16 protein-coding genes are annotated in these 23732 nt (G+C 56.1%); 13 read left to right on the top strand and 3 right to left on the bottom strand.

Annotation, left to right across the window (positions count from 1 at the left end):
• Window positions 1–276 precede the first annotated feature (276 nt).
• The 13 genes from V4U84_RS15725 (at window position 277) to V4U84_RS15665 (ending at window position 20526) form a co-directional block, all read left to right on the top strand.
• Window positions 277–2106 (top strand): sensor histidine kinase, encoded by a 1830-nt coding sequence (locus tag V4U84_RS15725; protein WP_416367255.1) that lies wholly within the window; start codon window positions 277–279, stop codon window positions 2104–2106.
• Window positions 2099–3613: a response regulator transcription factor gene (locus tag V4U84_RS15720; RefSeq protein WP_334074339.1), complete on the top strand. Its 1515-nt coding sequence runs from the start codon at window positions 2099–2101 to the stop codon at window positions 3611–3613. Before V4U84_RS15725 ends, V4U84_RS15720 begins: the two co-directional genes overlap by 8 nt.
• 133 nt (window positions 3614–3746) lie before the next feature.
• Window positions 3747–5249 (top strand): ABC transporter substrate-binding protein, encoded by a 1503-nt coding sequence (locus tag V4U84_RS15715; protein ID WP_334074340.1) that lies wholly within the window; start codon window positions 3747–3749, stop codon window positions 5247–5249.
• Between the two features lie 159 nt (window positions 5250–5408).
• Window positions 5409–6299 carry an ABC transporter permease gene (locus tag V4U84_RS15710; protein WP_334074377.1) on the top strand — a complete coding sequence of 297 codons (891 nt, stop codon included), beginning with the start codon at window positions 5409–5411 and terminating at the stop codon, window positions 6297–6299.
• A 22-nt stretch (window positions 6300–6321) separates the two neighbouring features.
• The gene (locus V4U84_RS15705) at window positions 6322–7239 is read left to right on the top strand and encodes a carbohydrate ABC transporter permease (protein WP_334074341.1); all 918 of its coding nucleotides are present in this window, start codon (window positions 6322–6324) and stop codon (window positions 7237–7239) included.
• A 27-nt stretch (window positions 7240–7266) separates the two neighbouring features.
• Complete coding sequence (locus V4U84_RS15700) at window positions 7267–9561, top strand: glycoside hydrolase family 3 N-terminal domain-containing protein (RefSeq protein ID WP_334077502.1); 2295 nt, start codon at window positions 7267–7269, stop codon at window positions 9559–9561.
• Between the two features lie 4 nt (window positions 9562–9565).
• Window positions 9566–12712, top strand: a complete 3147-nt coding sequence (locus V4U84_RS15695; protein ID WP_334074343.1) for an alpha-mannosidase — start codon at window positions 9566–9568, stop codon at window positions 12710–12712.
• A gap of 1083 nt (window positions 12713–13795) precedes the next feature.
• Window positions 13796–15115 carry a glycoside hydrolase family 125 protein gene (locus V4U84_RS15690; RefSeq protein ID WP_334074344.1) on the top strand — a complete coding sequence of 440 codons (1320 nt, stop codon included), beginning with the start codon at window positions 13796–13798 and terminating at the stop codon, window positions 15113–15115.
• Between the two features lie 36 nt (window positions 15116–15151).
• On the top strand, window positions 15152–16147 hold the full coding sequence (locus V4U84_RS15685; RefSeq protein WP_213509117.1) for a glycoside hydrolase family 130 protein: 996 nt from the start codon (window positions 15152–15154) through the stop codon (window positions 16145–16147).
• Between the two features lie 89 nt (window positions 16148–16236).
• On the top strand, window positions 16237–18972 hold the full coding sequence (locus V4U84_RS15680; protein WP_334077501.1) for an alpha-mannosidase: 2736 nt from the start codon (window positions 16237–16239) through the stop codon (window positions 18970–18972).
• Window positions 18973–19128: 156 nt separating this feature from the next.
• Entirely contained in the window at window positions 19129–19554 is a 426-nt protein-coding gene (locus tag V4U84_RS15675) for a YvaD family protein (protein WP_334074347.1), read from the top strand.
• Window positions 19555–19558: 4 nt separating this feature from the next.
• A complete protein-coding gene (locus tag V4U84_RS15670; protein WP_334077500.1) occupies window positions 19559–20107 on the top strand; it encodes a TetR/AcrR family transcriptional regulator in 549 nt (182 codons plus the stop codon).
• 92 nt (window positions 20108–20199) lie between these two features.
• Entirely contained in the window at window positions 20200–20526 is a 327-nt protein-coding gene (locus V4U84_RS15665; RefSeq protein ID WP_334074349.1) for a DMT family transporter, read from the top strand.
• A 56-nt stretch (window positions 20527–20582) separates the two neighbouring features.
• On the opposite strand, the gene V4U84_RS15660 is transcribed toward V4U84_RS15665, so the two are convergent.
• The 3 genes from V4U84_RS15660 to V4U84_RS15650 all read right to left on the bottom strand — a co-directional run bounded on the left by V4U84_RS15660 (window position 20583) and on the right by V4U84_RS15650 (window position 23670).
• Window positions 20583–21443, bottom strand: coding sequence for a sugar phosphate isomerase/epimerase family protein (locus V4U84_RS15660; protein ID WP_334074350.1), 861 nt, complete (start codon window positions 21441–21443; stop codon window positions 20583–20585).
• Window positions 21444–21710: 267 nt separating this feature from the next.
• On the bottom strand, window positions 21711–22586 hold the full coding sequence (locus V4U84_RS15655) for a sugar phosphate isomerase/epimerase family protein (RefSeq protein ID WP_334074917.1): 876 nt from the start codon (window positions 22584–22586) through the stop codon (window positions 21711–21713).
• 25 nt (window positions 22587–22611) lie between these two features.
• Window positions 22612–23670 carry a Gfo/Idh/MocA family protein gene (locus V4U84_RS15650; protein ID WP_334074916.1) on the bottom strand — a complete coding sequence of 353 codons (1059 nt, stop codon included), beginning with the start codon at window positions 23668–23670 and terminating at the stop codon, window positions 22612–22614.
• Between the last annotated feature and the right edge of the window lie 62 nt (window positions 23671–23732).

Raw genomic sequence — 23732 nt, 5'->3', positions numbered from 1 at the left:
GTTCCAAATTACCTGGAGATTTTCCAGGTAAATGCAAATCGCGTGTCTCCCGGCTCGAATTAACGGGAGTTTTTCCCGTTAAATCTCTCACGCCCGCCCCGGCGGGCCGGACAAAGCCAACGGCGGATTTTTTGGTCAGGTTAGATCATAAGGACGCACTCTGTCGATCTGCTTTGGCATAGCAGCCAATTTATTTCTATATGTGTGAAACCGCAACCTATGCTTGCCAGGCGTGTTATAATGCTCAATAATCGGACCGGCGGAAAGGGGCGCGAAATGATCGCAGGCGGCATTTACCGTAAATATTTTAAAAACAATCTGTTCATGAAAATCATTCTGTTCTTCTCCATGATCATGATCCTGACGATTATTACATTCTCCTATCTGATGTATCAGGTGATGTCGGAGGCCGTGGTCCAGCGGCAGATGGACGTTCAAAAAAGTGCAATCGAGAGCGTTTCCAATTATGTCGCCGGGAAGTACGAGTCGGTTCAGCGGATGCTGCGGGACATTTACCGCGACCGGGAGCTGGCTTACAATACGGCCTATTTTATGGAGCATCCCTATCAGGATTACGTCAGGTATCGGCTGGACCGTTTTTTCAGCGACACGGGGACGGGCTCCACAACGGATACGATCCAGTATTTCCGGAACCAGGTCGAGGATGATCGCGATATTATGAGCCTGATGCTGTACAGCGCGGATTTGCAGCAATTATACGTCTATAACAGCTTCAAACAATTTAAAATCGTATCCACGAACGCATCCCGGTCCTATGTTCCCGACGTCATGTACCTGGATGAGGACGCTAACGTATCGTTGCCGAATATCTGGATCCGCAAAACGATCGGCATGCCGGAAACGCCGATGTACTCGGTGCGGGTTCCCGTCAACAATAACCAGTCCTTGCGCAACATGGGGCAACTGGTCGTCTATTTCGACACGACCCGCGTGCAGAAGAGCCTGGAGCAATATAAGGACAACTTAAAGGGTCAGATTCTGGTCATCTCGGGCAAAGGCGATGTGTTGTTCGACAGCTCGGGGATGTATTACGGCCAGAAGTATCCGTATTTCGAGCAGGTGAATTCCGTTTATGACAACGGCACGGTGGGGAACGGGCTGATCGTGACGAAGCTGATGCAAAGCCAGGGCGGCTTTACCGTCCTTAGCACGGTGCCGGAAGAAGAACTGGCCAAGACGTACCGCGGTTTGCGGAATACCATCGTAACGATCAGCGCGATTTGCATCATGGTGGCGATCATCCTACCATCCCTGTTTATCAGCAATTTTGCCAAACGGACTTACGGGATCGTCCGCTTTACCCGCAAGGTGAGAAATGGAGATCTGACCGTGCGCATCGAGGATGACCGCGATGACGAGCTCGGGCTGATTTCCAAGAGCTTTAACAGCGTGCTCGACAACCTCAACGAGTACATTAACCGGGTATACAAAGCGGAAATCAAGCAAAAACAGGCTGAACTGAAAGCGCTTGAATCCCGGGTGAACCCGCACTTTTTGTACAATACGCTGGAAGTCATCCGTATGAGAGCCGTCTCCCAGGGGGCGAAGGATGTCGGCGAGATGATTTACAGCCTGTCGATGCTGTTCAAAAACTATGTGCAGCAAAAGCGGAACTACACGTTAAAAGATGAGCTGGAGGCCTGCAGACTTTATCTCGAACTGTTTCGGATCCGCTATAAGGACAGGCTGTCCTATAAGGTGAGCTGTGACAAAGAGCTGGAGACGAAGCCTGTGTTAAAAATGTCCCTGCAGCCGATCATCGAAAATTACATTATCCATGGCCTGCGGACAGACAGGGCGGATAACGCCGTTTCGATTTCCGTCGTTCCTTCCGGGGGAGGGATGATTCGTGCGGAGGTGAGGGACAACGGCCGGGGCATTTCGCCGGAAAGGCTGGAGGAAATCCGCCTGGGGCTCCAAAAGCCTGATGAATACGCGGAGTCCTTCGGTTTGCGCAGCATTCATGAGCGTTTGAAGCTGCTGTACGGGGAGGCCTGCGGGGTGGAAGTGAGCAGCGCAGAGGGCGAAGGAACGGCCGTGGTCGTGACTTTTCCCGAACTCGAGGAGGGAGACCGGAATGTATAAAGTATTTCTTGTGGACGACGAGCCTTTTATCATCGAAGGATTATACGATATCGTCGACTGGGCCGAACTGGGGATGGAGATCGTGGGTCATGCCGAGAACGGAAGCGCCGCTCTGCAGGCGCTTCGGGAGAAGCCGGCCGACATTCTCATTACCGATATTTCGATGCCGCAGATGACCGGCCTGGACCTGATTCGCGGGTCCCGGGAATTCAAGCCCGACCTGAAGGTGATCGTACTCAGTGGGTATGACGAATTTGCCTATTTGAAAGAAGGCATGGCGCTGGGCATCGAGAACTATCTGCTGAAGCCGATCAATCTGGAGGAATTCGCGGCTACCTTGACCGCGGTCCGGAACAAGCTGGATCTGACCCGCACTCATGAGGCCCTGAGCGAATACAGCACCCGCATCCTGCGGGACAATGTGATGCACCGGTGGATGTACAACCAGATCGGTACGGAGGAGTTCCAGGAAAGGGCCGATCTGTTGGGACTCAAGCTGGACAAGCCCTGGGTCCTCGTCTCCCTGCTGCGGGTTCGGCAGGCGTCCGCCGATATCTATAGCCGGGTCGAACGGGAGCTTAAGGGCAACCCGGAGATCGTTCCGTTCCGGGACAACGACGGGGATCTGGTGTTGCTGCATAATTTTGAGGAGCCCGACCGGGGGAGACGGGAGGCGGGTGAAGTCATCGACCGCCTGGCCGAAATGCTGTCCCTCTATCGTCCGCAAATCTCGCTCGGCAGCGTCGAAGAGAAGGAGGGATGCGCCTTTATCAGTTATGAGAACGCCAAGAAAGCCCAGGAATACTTCATGGTCTTTCCCGAACTTGAAGTAATCAGCCATGAGGAGCTAAAGGACCGGACCGAAAGGGCCCAGGCGTCCTCAATCGATTGGAGTGAGAGTTCCAGGCTGCTGCTTACCCGGGACAAGGAGGGGCTGGATGCCCTGATCGGCCGGGAGCTTTCCAGGCTTGGCGAACAGGGCGCGGCGACGCCGGCCTTCCTGCAGGAAATCGCCCTGGAGTGGATGCTCCGGTTCAAGATGCAACTGCAGGAAATCCGCCATACGGAAGACCCGGGACTATTTGCGGGCGGAATTGAAAGAATCCGGTCGGCCGATACGCTGGAGGAGTTGGCCGAGATTGTCAAAAAAACCGCCGCATCGGCCATTGATGCTCTGAACCGGGATGTAAAGAGCCCGGTCGTCCAGCAGGTGCTGAACACCATCCATGAGGGCTACAATCAGGACCTTTCACTCAAAACGCTGGGTAATACGTACAAAATTCATCCCGTGTACCTCGGGCAGCTTTTTCATAAGGAAGTCGGGGAGTCCTTTACCGAGTACATCAACCGATACCGCATCGAGAAGGCGAAGGAGATGCTGAAGTCGACGAACCAAAAAGTCCATGAAATTGCCCGTCAGGTCGGCTATTGGGAAGCCGGATATTTTTACAAGCAATTCAAGAAATATGTGGGGATATCTCCGACGGAGTTCAAAGGGCTGAGCTAGCGACCGTGTCGCCGGCAGGCTCTTTTCTTTATTTTGAACATGATTTATTTATTTTCTCTTCTATTTGAAAATGCTTTCATGTCATAAAGTAAAACTAGATTAAATGGTTCCACATCAAAAGGGAGGTTTACTCATGGGCAAAAAAAGAAAAAGCTTCTCCATGCTGCTGGCTTCATTGGTTGCGCTTACGTTAATTGTTAGCGCTTGCGGGGGCGGAAGCAAAACGGAGGGGAACAAAGCCGACAGTGCGGGATCGGGTAATTCGGCGAAAGCCGAGAAGCCGGTCGAATTGATCTGGTACACGATCGGTGCACCGCAAAAAGATTTGGATCGCGTGGTGGAAGAAGTCAACAAGTACACCAAGGAAAAAATCAACGCCACGATCGATATGAAAATGATCGACTACGGCGACTATACGCAAAAAATGCAGGTCATGGCCGCTTCCGGCGAGCCGATGGACATTATGTTCACATGCTCCTGGGCCTTCGATTACGTGCAAAACGCCCGCAAAGGCGCCTTCTTGGAACTGGACGATCTTCTTAACAAGTATGGCCAAGGTATCAAGGAAACGCTCGACCCGGCGTTCCTGGAAGGTTCCAAGGTTGACGGACACAACTATGCAATTCCGGCCAATAAAGAGCTTCCGGCTCAAGAAGTATGGCGCTTTAACAAAGAATTGCTGGATAAATACAAACTGGATATAACCAAAGCGACGACGCTGGAAAGTTTGGAGCCGATGCTTAAAGCGATTAAAGAAAACGAGCCGGACATTACGCCTTATGCGATGAAGAAAGACTTTATGCCGTTAATGCCGTTCGACTATGTCATCGAAAAGATGCCGATGGCCGTGTATCTCAATACCAAGGACTATAAAGTCGTTAACATTTTGGAAACCCCGGAAGCCAAAGCGGCTCTTGAAACCGTTCGCAAATACTACAAAGCTGGTTACATTTCTCCGGAAGTAGCGACCACGACTTCGGTGGAAGATTTGTTTAAATCCGGGAAATGGTTTATGGACCGCGCGTCTACCCAGCCGCTCGCCGATAACCTCTGGTCCGCCAGCTATGGCTACCCTGTCGTTTCCACACCGGCCGGTCAGCCTTACATCTTTAACTGGTCCGTCATGGGTTCCATGCAGGCGATTTCCGCCAATTCCGAGCATCCGGAGAAAGCGATGGAATTCCTGAATCTGCTGAACACCGACCCTTACTTGCGTAATTTGATCGATTCCGGGATCGAGGGCGTTCACTATGAAAAAGTGAACGACACCATGATCAAAAACCTGGCGGACGCCAAAAATTACGATATGCCGACGTTCTCACTCGGGAACATCATGATCACTTATTTGAACGAAGGCGATCCGGACAACAAATGGGATGAGTTCAAAAAATTCAACGCATCGGGCATCAACGCTCCGCTGCTGGGCTTCAACTTCGATACTTCCGCAGTGACGAATGAAATCGCCGCCGTACAGAATGCGAAGGAAGAATTCTGGTCTTCCCTGATGACGGGTACGGTCGATCCGAACGAGTACTTGCCGAAAGCAAACGAAAAACTGAAAGCGGCCGGTCTCGACAAAATCATCGCCGAAGCGCAAAAACAAATCGACGAGTGGAGAGCCGCAAACAACAAGTAAAAGGCATCATGGACTTGGAGGCATTGAAAAGATCGGGCGGGTGAAAAGCCTTACGCCCGGTCTTTTTCACACTCCGCCGCGATAAAATTTTAGCGATCAGGAGGGATTCGCGTGAAAAGGGTAGGCGGTTTTTTTCGGGATATCAATACAAATAAAGTCATGCTATTCATGGTTCTGCCGGGAGCGTTATGGTTCCTATTCTTTTCGTATCTGCCGATGTTCGGCACGATTATCGCCTTCAAGCAATACCGTTTTAGCCGGGACGGCTTCTGGGCCAGCATCGTCAACAGCAAATGGGTGGGCTGGGACAATTTCAAATTTTTGTTCAGCACGAACGATGCTTTTATCATTACGAGAAATACGCTGCTCTATAATATTGTCTTCATTTTCGTGGGACTGGTGTTATCCGTGCTGATGGCCGTGGTTTTGAGCGAGATTGCGAACAAGCGATTGGCAAAAATCTATCAGACGGGTATGTTTCTGCCGTACTTTTTATCCTGGGTTATCGTCGGCTATTTTGCTTTCAGCTTCCTCAGCGCCGACCGCGGGCTGCTGAATCAAGTTTTTAAATCCTTCGGTGCCGAGTCGATGCAGTGGTATTCCGACCCGAAAGTATGGCCATATATTCTGATTCTGGTCTATTTGTGGAAGGCTGTCGGCTACAACAGCGTCGTTTATCTGGCGGCGATCATGGGGATCGACAAATCCCTGTATGAAGCGGCGATGATCGACGGAGCCAGCAAATTCCAGCAAATCCGCAAGATCACGATTCCGCTGCTGATGCCGATCATTACGATCATGACCTTGCTGGCTGTCGGAAAAATCTTCTATGCGGATTTCGGGTTGTTCTTCCAGGTTCCCCGAGACTCCGGAGCACTCTATTCGGTGACGAACGTAATCGATACTTACGTTTACCGCGGGCTCAAAACTACCGGGGAGATCGGCATGAGTACGGCGGCGGGTTTGTACCAATCGGTTGTCGGTTTCATCTTGGTCATGACCTCCAACTATATCGTGCGCAAATACGACAAGGATAGCGCCTTGTTCTAATACACCGGAAGGAGTGAGTAACGTGTCAGCGAGAACTGTTAAAGTCCGCGATTTTCATCAGCTTTCAACGCCATGGAATGTGGTGTTCAATCTCATTGCCGGCATTTTTGCCTTTCTCTGCGTGTTTCCGTTTTTGTTCGTCGTCATTATTTCCTTCACCGACGAGGGCGTGCTGGCGCGCGACGGCTATAAGCTGATTCCGTCCCAATGGAGTCTTGAAGCTTACCGTTATGTGTTTCAAACGGGGGACACCCTGCTTCGTTCCTACGGCGTGACGATCTTTGTCACGGTGGTGGGGACGATGATCAGCTTGCTGTTCATTGCTTTCTATGCTTACGCCATCTCGCGCAAAAGCTTTAAATTCCGCAATTTTTTCGCCTTTTTCGCTTTCTTCACCATGTTGTTCAACGGCGGCCTGGTGCCGACGTACATCATCGTGACCCAATTGCTCGGTCTGAAGGATACGATTTGGGCTTTGATTTTGCCGCTTGCGGTCAACGCGTTTTACATCATGATTCTGCGGACGTTCTACAGCACGAGTGTGCCTGACGCCATTATTGAGTCGGGCAAAATCGACGGGGCGGGAGAATTCCGTATTTTCCTCAAGCTGGTGCTGCCGCTGTCCCTTCCGGGTCTGGCGACGATCGGTTTGTTCAGCACGTTGGGCTACTGGAACGACTGGTTTAACGCCCTGCTTTATATCGATAGCCCGAATCTGGTGCCGCTGCAATCCATGCTGATGCGGATCGAAACCAGTATGCAGTTCATTCTGCAAAATTCGCAGAACAGCTCGCTCAGCCTGGAGTCGCTGCGTTCGCTGCCTCAGGATACGTCGCGTATGGCGATGGTTGTGCTTGCGACGGGACCGATTATTTTTGCATATCCGTTCTTCCAGCGTTATTTCATTCAAGGTCTTACGGTAGGGGCAGTTAAAGAATAAGATCATCCGGAGGAGAGAGTGGAGACCATGATCTACAAAGACAAAACCAAACCGATTGGGGAGCGGGTGGAGCATCTGCTCGGTCTGATGACTTTGGAAGAGAAGGTCGGTCAGCTGATCCAGCCGTTCGGCTGGCAGACCTATGAGCATATAGACGGGAAAATAAAGCTTGCCGAGTCCTTCAAACAGCAGGTGGAGAACGGCGGAGTCGGCTCGCTGTACGGCGTGCTGCGGGCCGATCCGTGGACGGGCGTCACGCTGGAAAGCGGGCTGTCGCCGCGCCTCGGCGCGGAGGCGGTCAACGAGATTCAGCGCTATGCGATTGAGCATTCGCGCCTCGGGATTCCGATCCTGATCGGCGAGGAGTGCTCGCACGGCCATATGGCGATCGGGGCGACGGTATTCCCGGTGCCGCTGTCTCTCGGCAGCACCTGGAACGTGGACCTGTACCGGGAAATGTGCCGGGCGGTTGCCCGAGAAACCCGCAGCCAGGGCGGCGCGGTGACGTATTCCCCGGTGCTGGATGTCGTCCGCGACCCCCGGTGGGGGCGGACGGAAGAGTGCTTCGGGGAAGACGCCTATCTGGTCGGCCAAATGGCCGTGGCTTCGGTGGAAGGGCTGCAGGGGGAGCGGCTGGACGGCGAAGACAGCGTCGCCGCTACCCTGAAGCACTTCGTCGGCTACGGCAGCTCCGAAGGCGGCCGAAACGCCGGACCGGTGCATATGGGACGGCGGGAGCTGCTTGAAGTGGATCTGCTGCCGTTCCGCAAAGCCGTGGAGGCCGGCGCGGCCTCGATCATGCCGGCTTACAACGAAATCGACGGCGTGCCCTGCACGACCAACAAGGAATTGTTGGACGGGGTGCTGCGCGGCGAGTGGGGCTTTGACGGCATGGTCATCACGGACTGCGGCGCCATCGACATGCTGGCGTCCGGCCACGATTCGGCCGAAGACGGGCAGGATGCCGCGGTCCAGGCGATTGAGGCGGGCATCGATATGGAGATGTCCGGCGAAATGTTCGGCAAGTACCTGGTGGAAGCGGTTCGTAACGGCCGATTGGATACCGCCGTGGTGGACCAGGCGGCCCGCCGCGTGCTGGAGCTGAAATTCCGGCTCGGTCTGTTCGAGGCGCCTTATGCCGATCCGAATCGGGCCGAACAGGTCATCGGAAGCCGGGAGCACGTGGAGTTGGCCCGGAAAATCGCGGGCGAGGGCATCGTGCTGCTGAAGAATGAAGGCGGTGTGCTGCCGCTGTCGGCGGCGGGGAAGATCGCCGTCATCGGCCCGAACGCCGACACGGGCTACAATCAGCTCGGCGATTACACCTCCCCGCAGCCGCGGTCGAAGGTCACGACCGTGCTGGGCGGAATCCGCGGCAAGCTGGCGGATGCGCCGGAGCGGGTGCTGTACGCGCCGGGCTGCCGGATTAAAGGCGATTCGCGGGAAGGCTTTGAGCTTGCCTTGTCCTGCGCGGAGCAGGCCGATACCGTCATTATGGTCGTCGGCGGCTCCAGCGCGCGCGATTTCGGCGAAGGCAGCATCGATCTGAAGACAGGGGCCTCCAAGGTCACCGGAAATACCGAGAGCGACATGGACTGCGGCGAGGGGATCGACCGGCTGTCGCTGCGGCTGTCGGGAGTGCAACTGGAACTGATTCAGGAGGTCCATAAGCTGGGCAAGCCGCTGATCGTGGTATACATTAACGGCCGGCCGGTCACCGAGCCCTGGATCGACGAGCATGCCGATGCGATTCTGGAAGCCTGGTACCCCGGCCAGGAGGGCGGTCATGCCGTCGCCGACGTGCTGTTCGGGGATGTCAATCCGTCCGGCCGGCTAACGCTCTCCATTCCGAAGCATGTCGGCCAGCTTCCGGTGTATTACAACGGCAAGCGTTCGCGCGGCAAAAGATACCTGGAAGACGATTCGCAGCCTCGTTACCCGTTTGGTTACGGGCTGAGCTACACGGAATTCGGCTATGCGAATCTGATCGTACAGCCGGAGTGTATCCTGCCGGACGGGACGGCCAAGGTCACGGTGGACGTGACGAACACCGGAAGCCGGGCCGGAGCGGAGGTCGTGCAATTATACGTGACCGACGTGGCCAGCGCCGTGACGAGACCGGCCAAGGAGCTGAAGGGCTTCCGCAAAGTTTACTTGGCGCCCGGCGAATCGCGCCGGGTGGAGTTTACCGTCGGTGCGGAGGAACTGGAGTATATCGGCCGCGATTACAAGCCGGTCGTGGAGCCGGGGGAATTCCGGATTCATGTCGGCAGGCATGTGAATGATACATGGAGCGCCAAGCTCATCGTACGGGAGGGTTAAATCGATGGAACGGATTAAACGGTTTATTCGGGAGCTGTCGGAGTTGCAATGGCTGGAGCAGATCGCGCTGCGCGATTGGAAAATCACTACCTCCGCCTACCAGGTTCCCGGCAAGTACACTGCGGAAGCGGATTATCCGGCAGGCGGACAGTTCGAAAGATTTCCTAGCACGCAGGGGACGACGTATTTCTTTCGGACCCGGCTGTCGATTCCGGCCGGTTGGCGGGGCGGGCACGCCGGCCTGGTGTTTGCTTCCGGGGGCGAAGGACTGCTGCGAATCAACGGCAAATCGTTTCAGGGACTGGACCGGAATCATACGTTTGTAACATTGCCTTCCGAACCGGAGGAGCTCCCGCTGGAACTGGAAATCGAGCTGTTTGACCCGATCCCGGAGCCGGTCGATCCGCTCAACCAACAGGCGGTCATACAGCCGCCGATCTCCGCGATCGACAGCCGGCTTGTGCTGGTCAACCGGCCGGTACAGCAGCTTATGTACACGGCGACGGTGGTCCGCGATTCGGCCGTGCTGCTGCCCGAGCAGGATTTCCGGCGCACCCGGCTCTTTGAGGCGCTCTACGCCGCCATGGATGAGGTTGTGGCGCTGGATGGGGCGGCGATTCGCGAGGGCGGTGCCTTCGCTGGGGTGGAAGAGCGGCTTACCGCGCGCGTTAAAGCGATCGGCGGCAATGCCGAGGGGCTGATCCATATGGTCGGGCAATCCCATATCGATATCGCCTGGCTGTGGCCGGCCCGGGAAACGGTTCGCAAGGCGAGCCGCACCTTCTCGACGGTCGATGCCTTAATGCGCGAATATCCGGAGTACCGGTACGCCCAAAGCCAACCGCAGCTGTTCGCCTACCTGAAGGACAATGATCCCGATCTTTACGCGCGCGTGAAGGAGCGGATCAAGGAAGGGCGCATCGAACTGGTCGGCGGCATGTGGGTCGAGCCGGATTTGAACCTGCCGATCGGCGAATCGCTGATGCGCCAAATGCTGTACGGCCAGCGGTTCTATCTGGAAGAGTTCGGCCGGACTTCGGACATCGAGTGGCTGCCGGACACGTTCGGCTATTGCGCTTCGCTGCCGCAGATTTTGCGTCACGGCGGCGTGCGCTATTTTATGACGACCAAGCTTGGATGGAATGACACGAACGTGTTTCCGTACGATTTGTTCCATTGGGTCGGTATCGATGGGACGCCGATGCTGTCCTACTTGAACCATGGCGTCAATGAGAACACGCTGCCGAAAGATATCCATGATCATTGGCAATCTTACCGGGAAAAAGCCGCCCATCCCGAGCAAATGCTGCTCTACGGGCATGGCGACGGCGGGGGCGGCGTGACCCGCGAGATGCTGGAATATATCGACCGCGCCGGGCTGATGGTCGGCCAGCCGGCCAGCGCGTACAGCACGGCCGCGGCGTTCTTCGCAGGGATGGAGGCGGCGCGGCCGCAGCTTCCTTCCTGGCATGGCGACCTGTATCTGGAGCTGCATCGCGGCACGTACACGACGCACGGGCGAAACAAGCGGAACAACCGTAAAGCGGAAATCCTCTATCGCGAAGCGGAGGTTTGGAACACGCTGGCGGCTCCGGCGATGCCGGAGGAGCGGCGGCGCGAGGCTCAGGCCGCGCTGCATGGCGGGTGGAAGCTGATTTTGCTCAACCAGTTCCATGATATTATTCCCGGATCTGCGATTACGGAAGTGTACGAGACATCCGAGAAGGAATACGCGGAGATTTTCGATAAAGGCCGCGCCGGATTGGCACAGGGGCTGGAGGTCTTGGCCGGACAGGTGGACACGGTCGGCGAAGGCAAGCCTTATGTCATATTCAACAGCCTGGGGTGGGCCCGAGATGCAGTGGTTGAGATCCGGGATCATGGCCTTGGCGGGTATGCTGCCGCCTTTGATGAAACCGGCGGACGGCTTGATGCGGAGCTGGACCGGTTGTCCGGGACGGTTGGCGAAGAAGCCGCTGCCTGGGTCCGGGTGCCGGAAATCCCGGCTTTCGGCTACAAGACGATCTGGCTGAGAAGCGAGGCGGAGTCGGCGGAAGCTGTGGTATCGGCCGCGTCCCGGGAGCTGGGGGCGCAACTGAAGACGCAAACTTTCCCCGGCGTTTGGGAAACGGAGCATTACCGGCTCACGTTCAATGAACGCGGGGAAATCGTCAGCCTGCGGGATAAAGCGGCGGACCGGGAAATCGTGAAGCCGGGCGAAGCGGCCAACCGGTTTCATTTCTTCCATGACCGGCCGACGTTGTGGGACGCCTGGGACATCGACAGCCGTTACGAACAGCAGCCCGCCGGGCAGGCGGAACTGCTGGAGAGCAAGCTGGTTTCCAGCGGGCCGGTTCGGGATGTGCTGCGCTTCCGCTGGAGCATCGGCCAGTCGGAAATGACGCAGGACCTGATCCTGTACCATCATCACCGGCGGATCGACTTCCGCACCAAAGTCAACTGGAACGAAGCCCATAAGCTGCTGAAGGTCGGTTTTCCGATCGATGTCGTGACGGATAAAGCGACCTACGAAATTCCGTTCGGCGCGCTGGAGCGTCCCACCCACCGCAATACGAGCTGGGAGCAGGCGCAGTACGAGGTGTGCGGGCACCGGTTCGCTGACGTTTCGGAGCGGGGATATGGCGTCAGCCTGCTGAACGACTGCAAATACGGCTATGACGTGCAGGGAAGTACGATTCGCCTGTCCCTGCTGCGCGCGCCGAAGTGGCCGGACGAAACCGCCGATCTGGGCGAGCACGAGTTCACTTACTCGCTGTACCCGCATACCGGCGGTTGGCAGACGGCGCATACGGTACGCGCCGCGGCCGAACTGAACCACGAGCCGGCCGTGGTCGCCTGCGAAGCCCGGGAAGGCTCGCGGCCCCCGGTGCAATCGCTGGTCGGCTTCACGGGCGAGCACGCGGTGCTCGATACGGTCAAGCCGGCCGAAGACGGCAGCGGCGTCGTGCTGCGCTTCTATGAGTCCGCCGGCGGACGCGAGTGCGCGGAGCTGACCTGGAGCTTGCCGCACGGGCAAGTCTTCCGGTCCAACGCGCTGGAGCAGGAGCTGGAGCCGTTGAAGACGGACGGAGGGCGGATCAGGCTGGATTTCGCCCCTTACGAAATCAAGACCCTGAAAATAAAAAGCTAGGTGAGTCGAAAACCGGTAGACCGGTAATCAACTTTCCTTTGAAGCCGGGCATGTGGATAACGGCCTGGCGCGACGCTATTTTGTCGAATTTGGCTGATCGGTATGGAATAGCGGATTTTTAGGCACTAGCGATGCACTAACCCTAACATGAAAGAAGAGTATGGTTAAAAATGCGGGCCCTATCTTACGCATGGCGTAGTCCTGCTTTATTTCGGGAAATTTTCTTTTTTTCATCCAATATTCACCTGCATCGATATAATCGAGTATGAATTCCTGCAAAAGGTCAGGCTTTCCGGCTGGTACTAACGCCTGAGAGGAGTCTAACGGCTGTAGGAGCCGCTATTTAACGAAAAGTAGCCCTTTCGAAATTCTAACGGTCGTGAGCGCCGTTATTCCCCTGGATTCTCGCCTTAACAGCCTGTTTATGCGAAATAAGCGCCGTGGCGACCGTTAGAATGGGAAGTCGGCGTTTTTAGGACAAATAACGGCTGTGGCAACCGTTAGCGTTAAAATGCGCCGGCGGTTAGGGAAATGGGGCGCGCCGGATCCAACTCGCCATACCGAGGCGACAAGTTTCAAAATAGACAGCACCATGTCAGGTTTGATACAACTTCAGTGATTTTTAGGACCTTATTTTGGGGAAAAGTAGGCCAGACCCCGGTTTTTGAGCCCGCAACAAGGCAATAAGACTCTTTTGGGCCGCTATTATTCCCGCGGAGCCGAATCGGGCCGAAATAGCGTCTCAAAAAGCCGCTAACGCGGCGTACTAATCTTGAAATAGACAGCACCATGTCAGGTTTGATACTTAACGCAAAATAACGGGAATTCCTCCCGATAATAAGGTGCTCCGGTGGGTGCGGAGGAGAATTAGCTGGAAAACCTCCCGCTATTTTATCTGAAATAGGGGGGATCGGCGGCTGGGGTCGCATAATGGATGGCATTATTCCAGTTAAATCCGATCTAAGGATCCAGATTTGTAAAATAACGGGAGGTTTCCCGTTGAAGAACAACACTTCACCGGGCGCCTCTACACTTGCACTTTTCAATTCAACTTATTAACCACATAAAGGAGCGAACAGCCCCATGGAACAATTCAGACTCCCCAAAATACCGATGCCGCCGCTTGCGCTTCCGGCCGCCGTGCAGGACGTTTTGCGCGAAGCGGAGGAAAAGCTGGCCCACCGGCCCAAGCTGCTGAGGCTATTCAAAAACTGCTTTCCGAATACGCTGGAGACGACAACCAAGCTGCTGGACGACGGTACGACCTTCGTCATTACCGGAGATATCCCGGCTTGCTGGCTCCGCGATTCCGTGGAGCAGGTGATTCACTACGTGCCGCTGGCGAAGGAGGATCCGGATCTACAGCGGATTATCGCGGGGCTGATCAAACGCCATATCGAATACATTCATATCGATCCGTACGCCAACGCCTTTAACGAATCGGCCAATGATTGGCATTGGAATACGACTGATGAGACCGAGATGTCACCCTGGGTATGGGAGCGCAAATTCGAGATCGACTCGTTATGCTTCGTCGTCCGCCTGGCGTACACGTATTGGAAAGAGACGGGGCGTGCGGATATTTTTGACGCCGGGTTTAAAGCGGCCATGCGGCGGATTTATGAGCTGTTCAAAACCGAACAGCGTCACTTCGAACAGTCCCCGTACCGGTTCACCCGGAACAACGGAATTCCCGAGGACTCGCTGCGCAATGGAGGGCTGGGCATGCCGGTCAATTACACCGGGATGATCTGGTCGGGCTTCCGTTCCAGCGACGATGCCTGCGATTTCCATTACAACATTCCGGGCAATATGTTCGCGGTCGTGGCCCTGCGCCAAATGCAGGAGTTTGCCGAGTGGGTGTTCCGCGATCTGGCGTTCCTGGCCAAACTGAAAGAGCTGGAATTTGAGGTGGATCATGGCATTCAACTTTACGGCATCTACCGTCATCCGGAATTCGGACCGATCTACGCCTACGAAACCGACGGGTTCGGCAACTACTGCCTGATGGACGACGCCGGAACGCCGGGGTTAATGTCCATTCCGTACCTCGGCTATGTGGGGGCGGACGATCCGGTTTATCAAAATACGAGACGCTTTGCGCTGAGCAAGGAGAATCCGTTCTATTTCGAGGGCAAGGCGGCCCGGGGCATCGGAAGCCCGCACACGCCGAAGGACTATATCTGGCACATGGCTTTGTCCATGCAGGGCATTACGGCGCAGACCAAGGAAGAGAAGCTGGAGATGATCGCGATGCTGGAAGCGACCGACGCGGATACCGGGTATATGCATGAAGGCTTCCACGCGGACGATCCCCATACATTTACGCGCAAATGGTTTGCCTGGTCGAACAGCCTGTTCTCGCAGCTGGTGTACCGGGCGATGAAGGAAGGCATTGTGTAAGGTCTATAACTATTCCAGGAAAAAGGAGACTTGATCATGAGCAAAATTATTGGCGAATCCCTGAAAAATATCCCTTGGCAGGATAAACCCGAGGGCCTGAACGCCCCGGTTTGGCGCTATTCGCAAAACCCGATTATCGAGCGGCACGCGATCCCGAACTCGAACAGCGTGTTCAACTCGGCCGTCGTTCCTTTCGGTGACGGATTTGCCGGGGTGTTCCGCTGCGATTCCAGATCGGTGAGCATGGACATTTTTGCCGGCTTCAGCGACGATGGCGTAAATTGGACCATCAACCACGACCCGATCGTTTTTGAAGGGGACGAGGAAGTGATCAAGCGGGAGTACCGTTACGACCCGCGGGTCTGCAAAATCGGCGACCGCTATTACATCACCTGGTGCAACGGCTATCACGGCCCGACGATCGGCATCGCTTATACGACCGATTTCAAAACGTTCCACCAACTGGAAAACGCCTTTTTGCCGTATAACCGCAACGGGGTGCTGTTCCCGCGGAAAATCGGGGAGCGCTACGCCATGCTGAGCCGTCCGAGCGATACGGGCCACACGCCGTTCGGGGATATTTTTTACAGCGAGAGTCCCGATTTGACCTTCTGGGGCAAGCATCGCTATGTGATGGGGACGATCAACGGGGACGCTTCCGCCTGGCAGTCCAAAAAAATCGGCCCCGGACCGGTTCCGATCGAAACCGACCAAGGGTGGCTCCTGATCTACCACGGTGTCATCAATACCTGCAACGGGTTCGTGTACCGCATGGGCTGCGCGCTGCTGGACCTCGACAAGCCGTGGATCGTCAAAGCGCGGTCGCGCAACTACATCCTCGGTCCGGAAACGCTGTACGAATGCGTCGGAGACGTACCGAACGTAACTTTCCCTTGCGCCGCCCTGACGGACGCCGACACCGGGCGGATCGCGATTTACTATGGCTGCGCCGATACCGTGACCGGATTGGCCTTCACGACCGTGGATGAGCTGCTGAGCTACATGGAGCAATATCCGCTGGAAGAGGCGTAAATCTTAGCCCGCGGCAAGAAGATGCAAAAGTGCAGGAATTGAACCATACACAAACCAAATTCACGAGAAAGCGAGGGGACTCCATCCACATGGATAAAAAAAGAACGGCCCACCTTATTTCCCACACTCACTGGGACCGGGAATGGTACCTGCCTTATGAGAAGCACCATGTTCGGCTGGTCGCGTTGGTCGATGCTCTTTTGGACAAATTGGATCAAAGCGATGCTTTCAGGAGCTTCTATCTCGACGGGCAGACGATCATTCTGGAGGATTACCTCCAAGTGCGGCCTGAGAACAAGGAACGGCTGGAGAAGCATATCCGGAATGGCCGGATTCTGATCGGGCCCTGGTACATTTTGCAGGATGCGTTTTTGACGAGCGGCGAGGCCAATGTGCGCAACATGCAGATCGGCCGCCGGGATGCCAAAGCGTACGGGGAACCGGCCAAAATCGGTTATTTCCCCGACACGTTCGGTCTGGTCGGACAGACGCCGCAGCTGATGAAGCAGTCGGGCATCGACAACGTCTTTTTCGGGCGGGGCGTGAAGCCGACGGGCTTCAATAATACGGTTTCGGACGGAGGCTATGAGTCTTCCTTCTCCGAGCTGCTCTGGGAAGGCCCGGACGGCTCGAAGGTGCTGGGCATCCTGTTCGCCAACTGGTACTCCAACGGCAACGAGGTACCTGTGGACGAGGCGGAAGCCAAGCTGTACTGGGAGCGCAAGCTGGCGGATGCGGAGAAATACGCCTCCACGGGCGAACTGCTGTTTATGAACGGCTGCGATCACCAGCCGGTTCAGCTCGACCTGCCGGAGGCGCTGGAAACGGCGGCACGGCTTTATCCGGACACTGAGTTCGTGCATTCCAGTCTGCCGCAATATCTGCAGTCGCTGAAAGGTGCGATGGACCGGGAGTTGTCCACGGTCAAGGGCGAGCTGCGCAGCCAGCGGACGGACGGCTGGGGGACGCTGGTCAACACGGCCTCGGCGCGGGTGTATCTCAAGCAGATGAACCAGGAAGGGCAGGCCTTGTTGGAAAAAGTGGCCGAGCCGCTGGCTTCCTTCGCGCATCTGCTGGGTAAGGACTATCCGCATCACTTATTTACGTATGCGTGGAAAACGCTGATGCAAAACCACCCGCACGACAGTATCTGCGGCTGCAGCGTGGACGAGGTGCATCGCGAAATGGTTACGCGCTTTGCCAAGAGCCGCCATGTGGCGGAGGCGATCATCGACGACAGCAAGCGGGCGCTCGCCGAAGCGGTCGATACGTCGGGATTCGCCGCCTTTGGCGAAGATCCGCTCCCGCTGATCGCCATGAATACGACCGGTTGGACCCGGTCGGGCGTGATCGCGGTGGAGATCGATGCCGCCCGCCTGTACCTGCGGGACGGGCATGGCCTGGAGGAGACCGCCCGCCGGATGAGGGCGGTGGATCTGTCCGGCCGCGTCCTGGTGGACGACCGCGGCCGGGAGGTTGCCTGCACCGTGGAGGATCTGGGCCTGCTGTTCGGCTATGACCTGCCGGACGACCGGTTCCGCCAGCCGTACATGTGCCGCAAGGTGCGGATCACGTTCCGTGCAGAGGCGATTCCGGCGCTGGGGCTTCGCGCGTACGCTTGGGTGAAGCGGCCGCAGCGTGAGGAGGCGGTGCACGCCGGTTCGCTGCTTACGGGCCATCTTGTGATGGAGAACGAAGCGCTGCGGGTCGAAATCGCTGAGGACGGCTCGTTCTCCCTGAGCGATAAGGTGTCGGGACGCGTCTACCGGGATTTGGGCATTTATGAGAACACCGGGGATATCGGCAACGAGTATATGTACCGTCAGCCTGAGGCCGAAAGGCCGCTGACCACCCATGGCATCGCCGCGCAAATCCGTGTGCTGGAAGACAAGCCGTACCGCGCTGCTCTTGAAATCGTGCATGCCTGGGAAATTCCGGCTTCCGCCAATGAACTGCTGGACCAGGAGCAGCGGGAGCTGGTGTACTATCCTGAGCGCCAAGCCCAGCGCGCCAAGCGTCTCGTTCCGCTGGAGATTCGCACCGTGCTCTCCCTGGAGGCCGGCGGCAAAGGGGTGCGGATCGAGACGAAGCTGAACAATCAGGCGAAGGATCATCGGCTCAGAATGCTGTTCCCGACCGATTTGTCTGCCGCCAAACACCGCGCCGACTCGATGTTCGAAATTGCCGAGCGCGATAATGAGCCGGCTCCGGAATGGCAAAATCCGAGCAACACCCAGCATCAGCAGGCTTTCGTGGAGTTGAGCGACGGCGAAGCGGGGCTGGTCGTAGCCAATCTCGGCCTGAATGAATACGAGGTGCTGCGGGACGGCCGCAATACGATCGCCGTAACGCTGCTGCGGGCCGTCGGCGAACTGGGCGATTGGGGCCTGTTCCCGACGCCGGAGGCGCAATGCCTCGGCGAGCATACTTTCCGTCTGGAACTGATTCCTTATGGCGGCGGGGAGCAAGGGGCGTATGCCGCTTACGCCGAAGCCTATCAGTTCCAGGTCCCTTGGACGGCGGCCCAGACGGGGGCTCATGCCGGAAGCGTCGCGCCGTCATCGGCAGTGCTTCGCTGGGAAAGTGCGGAGCTGGCCTTCTCCTCGCTTAAAATCAACGAGGAGACGGGAGACATGATGCTGCGCTGGTTCAACATGAGCCGCCGCGGCTCCGAGCTCACGTTCAGCCCGGAGATTCCGGTCAAGCAATTATACAAAACGACCATTATGGAAGATGCGCATGCTCCATTGACCGGTAATCCGGTCGGCGGGCTATCCCTTCCGGTCGGGCCATGCGAGATTGTAACCATCGGCGTAAGGAGATAAGATAAGCCGAAATTGAAGCGTGGGATGTCAGAGGTTAGAGAACTCTTCTGACGGCCCGCGCTTTTTGTATTTCGTTGACAAAGGAAAAAGAAAAAGGTAGGATGGAAAACAAATAAACATTAACGTTTTCTGAGTTTTCCGGAAGGGACGAGAGCGATGCGAAGGAGTTTATCCTGGCTGATGTTGATGACCGACATCGGCTTCCTTATTTATTGGGCGGCCACCTTTTTGAAGTGGATTCCCAAGTCTTACGTTTATCAGGACTATAACAATCCGCTGTTGGTAGCCTGGAACTTGTCTTTTTTGCCGCTGGACTTATTCATATCGGTGACGGGGCTTATGTCGGTTGCGCTTTGGCGCAAAAGACGGCCCGCATGGAAGCCTCTGGCCTTGATCTCAATGGTGCTGACCTTCTGCTCGGGATTGCAAGCGATCGCTTTCTGGAGCTTCCGGGTTGATTTCGATCTGGTTTGGTGGGTGCCGAACTTGTTTTTGATGCTGTACCCGTGCGTCTTCATTCCGGGTCTGGTACGATCGGACCAGGCTGTCGAGAAGCCTACGAAAGAGAGAGGAGCGGCGTAATCCGATGAGGGAACGAATTCTGAGCGCGGCCAGGGAGGAATTGGCGTACCGGGGGCTGAAGTTCTCGGTCCGCGAGCTTACTGCGCGGCTCGGCATCAGCTCCAAGACGCTGTATCAGCATTTTGCTTCGAAGGAAGAATTGATCACGGCGATCACGCTGGCAGAGATCGAAGAGATGAAGAGAAGAGAGCTGGCCATCCGCGAGGATACATCTCTCACGGTTGCCGAGAAGCTGCGTGAGGCCCTGCTCGTGCTTCCCGGCAGTCTGGCGGTGAAGGACTTCCGTCTGCTGGATGATCTGCGGCGGAGCTATCCGGAAGCCTGGGAGCATGCCGAACGTTATCTCGTCGAGGGCTGGAGAGGCGTTGAGCAGCTTGTCGAGGAAGGCGTGCGCGAAGGGACGATCCGCCGTTTTGATTTGGATTTGCTGATTCAGATGTATGTGGGATCGACGCACAGGCTGCTGGAGGTGCGTTCTGAACGCATGACCTCCGGCGAAGCGTTAAGAAATATGGTCGATATTTTGCTGGACGGAATCCGGGTGAAGAACTAAGGCAGGGCGAGCCCCAAACCGGGGAGAAGGACAAACGGGGTAAGCCCGTCGAGGTCAGCAGAAGCAATATCTATTTCGAGGTGAAGGAAATAATGGCTTATATGTGGCTAGCTTTGGCTATTTTATTTGAAGTTTGCGGCACGACGTTTATGAAGCTGTCCGAAGGGTATACCCGAATTGGACCAACCATCGCGGTGGGCGTCTTTTATATTCTGTCATTTGGATCGCTGGGCATTTCACTGAAAAATCTCCAGGTGAGTATCGCCTATGCCATCTGGTCGGGGGTCGGCATGGTGCTGATCGCGGTCATCGGATTTCTGTTCTTTAAGGAGGACTTGAATTGGATGAAGGCCGTATGCTTGATGCTGATCATCGCCGGCGTCATGGGGCTCCAGTTCTCGGGAAATACGCACGGCTAAATAAAAACCGGTCCGGACTCCTCGTGGAAGGAAGCTCCGAACCGGTTTTGCGCGTTTTAGACTTCGTTCCAAATCCGTTTGACATTGTCAAAGGCGATTTTGGTACCGGTCAGACCATCTTCCATGCCTTCGTATTCAATCGACAGGAACCCGTTGTAACCGGAGCTTTTGATGGCCCGAAGAATCTCCCACAAATCGAGATCGCCGTGTCCGGCGATCGCGCCGCGGAGGTAGCTGCCCCCGGCGCTGCGGAACCAGCCCTCTCCCGGATTGCGGTAGGAAGGACGGATGTAAAAATCTTTAATGTGCACCATGGAGGCATATGGCAAATTGCTCTTCACCGCGGTTACGGGATTTTCGTCCACGCAAACGAAGTTGCCGACATCCAGCGTCGTTTTGAAGTTCGGACGGTCTACCGCATGGATCAGCGCCTGAACCCTGTCGCTGGCCTGGACATAGTAGCCGTGGTTCTCCACGCTGGTGGTGATGCCGTACTGTGCCGCATGGTCGGCGATGATCCGGCAGGCCGCCGCGGCCTTCTCCAAGTCCTCGTTAAAACGGACAATGGAAGTGTCTTCGCGGGAAGCGACGTCATGCCGCATCAGCTTGATACCGAGCCGGTTGACGCGGTCTACTTCGGCGATGACCCTGGCGATTTCCGCTTCGTATTCCGCCTCCGTTTTCATGACGAAATTGGCTCCGATGCAGTAGCCCGACATCTCCAGGCCCAAGGCTCGGGTTTTCTCCTTCAACTGCTCTTCCAGTTCCGGGGTACTATCGAAGTCAAAACCGAGATTAGGCACAATTTCAATGTGCTCCGCGCCGATTTCCGCGATCCATTCGGCGGCTTCCAGAATGTTCATCCGACCCTGGTGCATGGCTTGATATAAGCTGTACGAACTGATGCCCAGCTTCATAACGGATTCATCTCCCTGTTCTTAAGGATATTAAGATAGCGATTGAGAATTTCTGCAAATCTGCAGGCTTTTTCGAACGTATGGAGCTGTAATATCAAAATTCCTGCAAATCTGCATCTCTTTTTAGCGAAGAGGTCCCTTGCCGCAGAAATGGCCGAAAATTCCTGCACTTTTGCATCTTTTCGCCTTGCGGACCTTGATCCGGCGGGAAATTCCTGCAGATTTGCATCTTTTTCACTTGCCCGGGGGGAAGTCCGTGTCTCCCGCCTAGCGGAACGAGCGGATAAACGATACCGCCTTGGCGATATCCTCCGCCGGACGCTCGCCCACCTCGCGCTCGATCGTCAGGTAGCCGGTATAGCCGATTTCCTGCAATGCCGCGAAATAAGCCGGGAAATCGACGCTGCCCTCGCCGAGCGGAACCTCTTCGAAGGCGGCCCCGGAGGCGGCCATTTCGGCGATTTTTTGGTGATCCATCGCCTCGTAGCCGAGGTAGCCGTAAACCTCCTTCGGATCCACTTTCCGCAGCCGTTTGCCGTCCTTGACATGAGTGTGGACGATGTAATCGCGCAGCGTTTTGACGCCTTGGACCGGATCGTCGCCGGTGACCATCACCATGTTGGCCGGGTCGAAATTCACGGAGACGCCGTTTGTGCTGAGCGTGTCCAGGAAGCTTTTTAAATGAGCGGCCGGCTCCGGTCCGGTCTCGATCGCGAAGTAAGCGTTCATGCTTTTGGCGTACACGCCGAGTTCCTCGCAAGCGCGCTGCAGCGCCTCGTAAATACGGCTGTTTGGATCTTCCGGAACGATGCCGATATGCGTGGTGACGATGTTGGTGCCGAGCTCGACCGCCAGGTCGAGAATCCGCTTGGATTTTTCCACCTTGGCCGGATTGGCCTCCGCGTCCTGAAAACCGTGGCCGGCCAGATCGCCGCACAGCGCGGAAATTTCCAGGCCCAAGCCCGCGATGTAATCGCGCAGTTCCTTACGCTTGGCGGCGGTCAGAGCTGCGGGGTCCATCTCGCCGGAGACGGCGTAAATTTGCACCCCTTCCGCACCTACCGCTTTAGCCTGCTTCAATCCTTCCTTAACGCCAACGCCGAAGCTGTCCACAATTACGCCGATTTTATTTGGCAATTTCATATTCGTATCGCCTCCTCACCCGTCTCTAAAATTGAATTTCTCGGCCCGTTGCCGCGGACTCGTAAATGGCGTTCAAAATTTTGATCATTTCCACGCCGTCCTCCACCGGGCAGTTCGTCTCGTGCAGGCCGAGGCAGCTGTCGACAAAATGGTTGATCTCCCTGTCGAAACTCCCCTGAAACTCGAAGCCCGGACTGCTGATCTGCGGATCGATATTGATGATCGTGTTGTGCCGCTCGGTCACGATCGCCAACACCGGCTCGATTTCGGCGCCCCCCTTGTCGCCGTAGATGTTGATCTGCGCCGAGTTCTCCCGGGCATGGAGGGAGAAGCTGACGTCGACCAGCAGCGAAGCGCCGTTGTCGAAGCGGATCAGCGCGTTGGCCATATCCTCCACGGTATTGAAGGAAGCGTCGTAATCAGCCGCTTTGTAAAAATCGTAGTTTTCGATATGAGAGCGGTTGCCGAGCTTGTTGTACGTATTGCCGCTCACGGACTTCACTTTTGGTTTCCCCATCAGATACCAGCACAGGTCGATCACATGCACCCCGATATCGATCAGCGGGCCGCCGCCCGACCGTTCCTTATCCGCAAACCAGCCGCCGGGATTGCCCAAGCGCCGGACGAGGCTCGCCTTGGCAAAATAAATCTCCCCGAGATCCCCGGCATCGATAAACTTCTTCAACACGGCGATGTTGGAGGCGTGGCGGCGCACATAGCCGATCTGAAGCAGTTTCCCTGTTTCGCGGACGGCCCGCTCGATCCGGAGGGCTTCCTCCACCGTCTTGCACAACGGCTTTTCGCACAACACGTCCTTGCCCGCCTGCAGCGCCGCAATGCTGATTTCGGCGTGCGAATTGTTCCAGGTGCAAATGCTTACGGCCTGGACCTCCGGGTTGGCGAGCAGTTCCCGGTAATCGGTGTACACATGCGGGATATTGTATTTGGCCGCGGTGTCCCGCGCCCGGTCCTCCTTCAGGTCGCAGACGGCGACCAGCTCCGCTTTGGGGTTGGACAAATAAGCTTGCAGATGGGATTCCGAAATTGATCCATTGCCGATCAGGCCTACTTTCAGTGCGCTCATTGCGATCGCTTACATCCTTTCCTTACTTATGCAAGTCTGCTACAATGATACCGGCTGGATTG

It is taken from the genome of Paenibacillus sanfengchensis (assembly GCF_036864765.1).
In the GTDB taxonomy this organism is placed as follows: Bacteria; Bacillota; Bacilli; order Paenibacillales; family Paenibacillaceae; genus Fontibacillus; species Fontibacillus sanfengchensis.
Note: the sequence above shows the minus strand (reverse complement) of the source record. Positions and strands in the feature narration are given on the sequence as shown.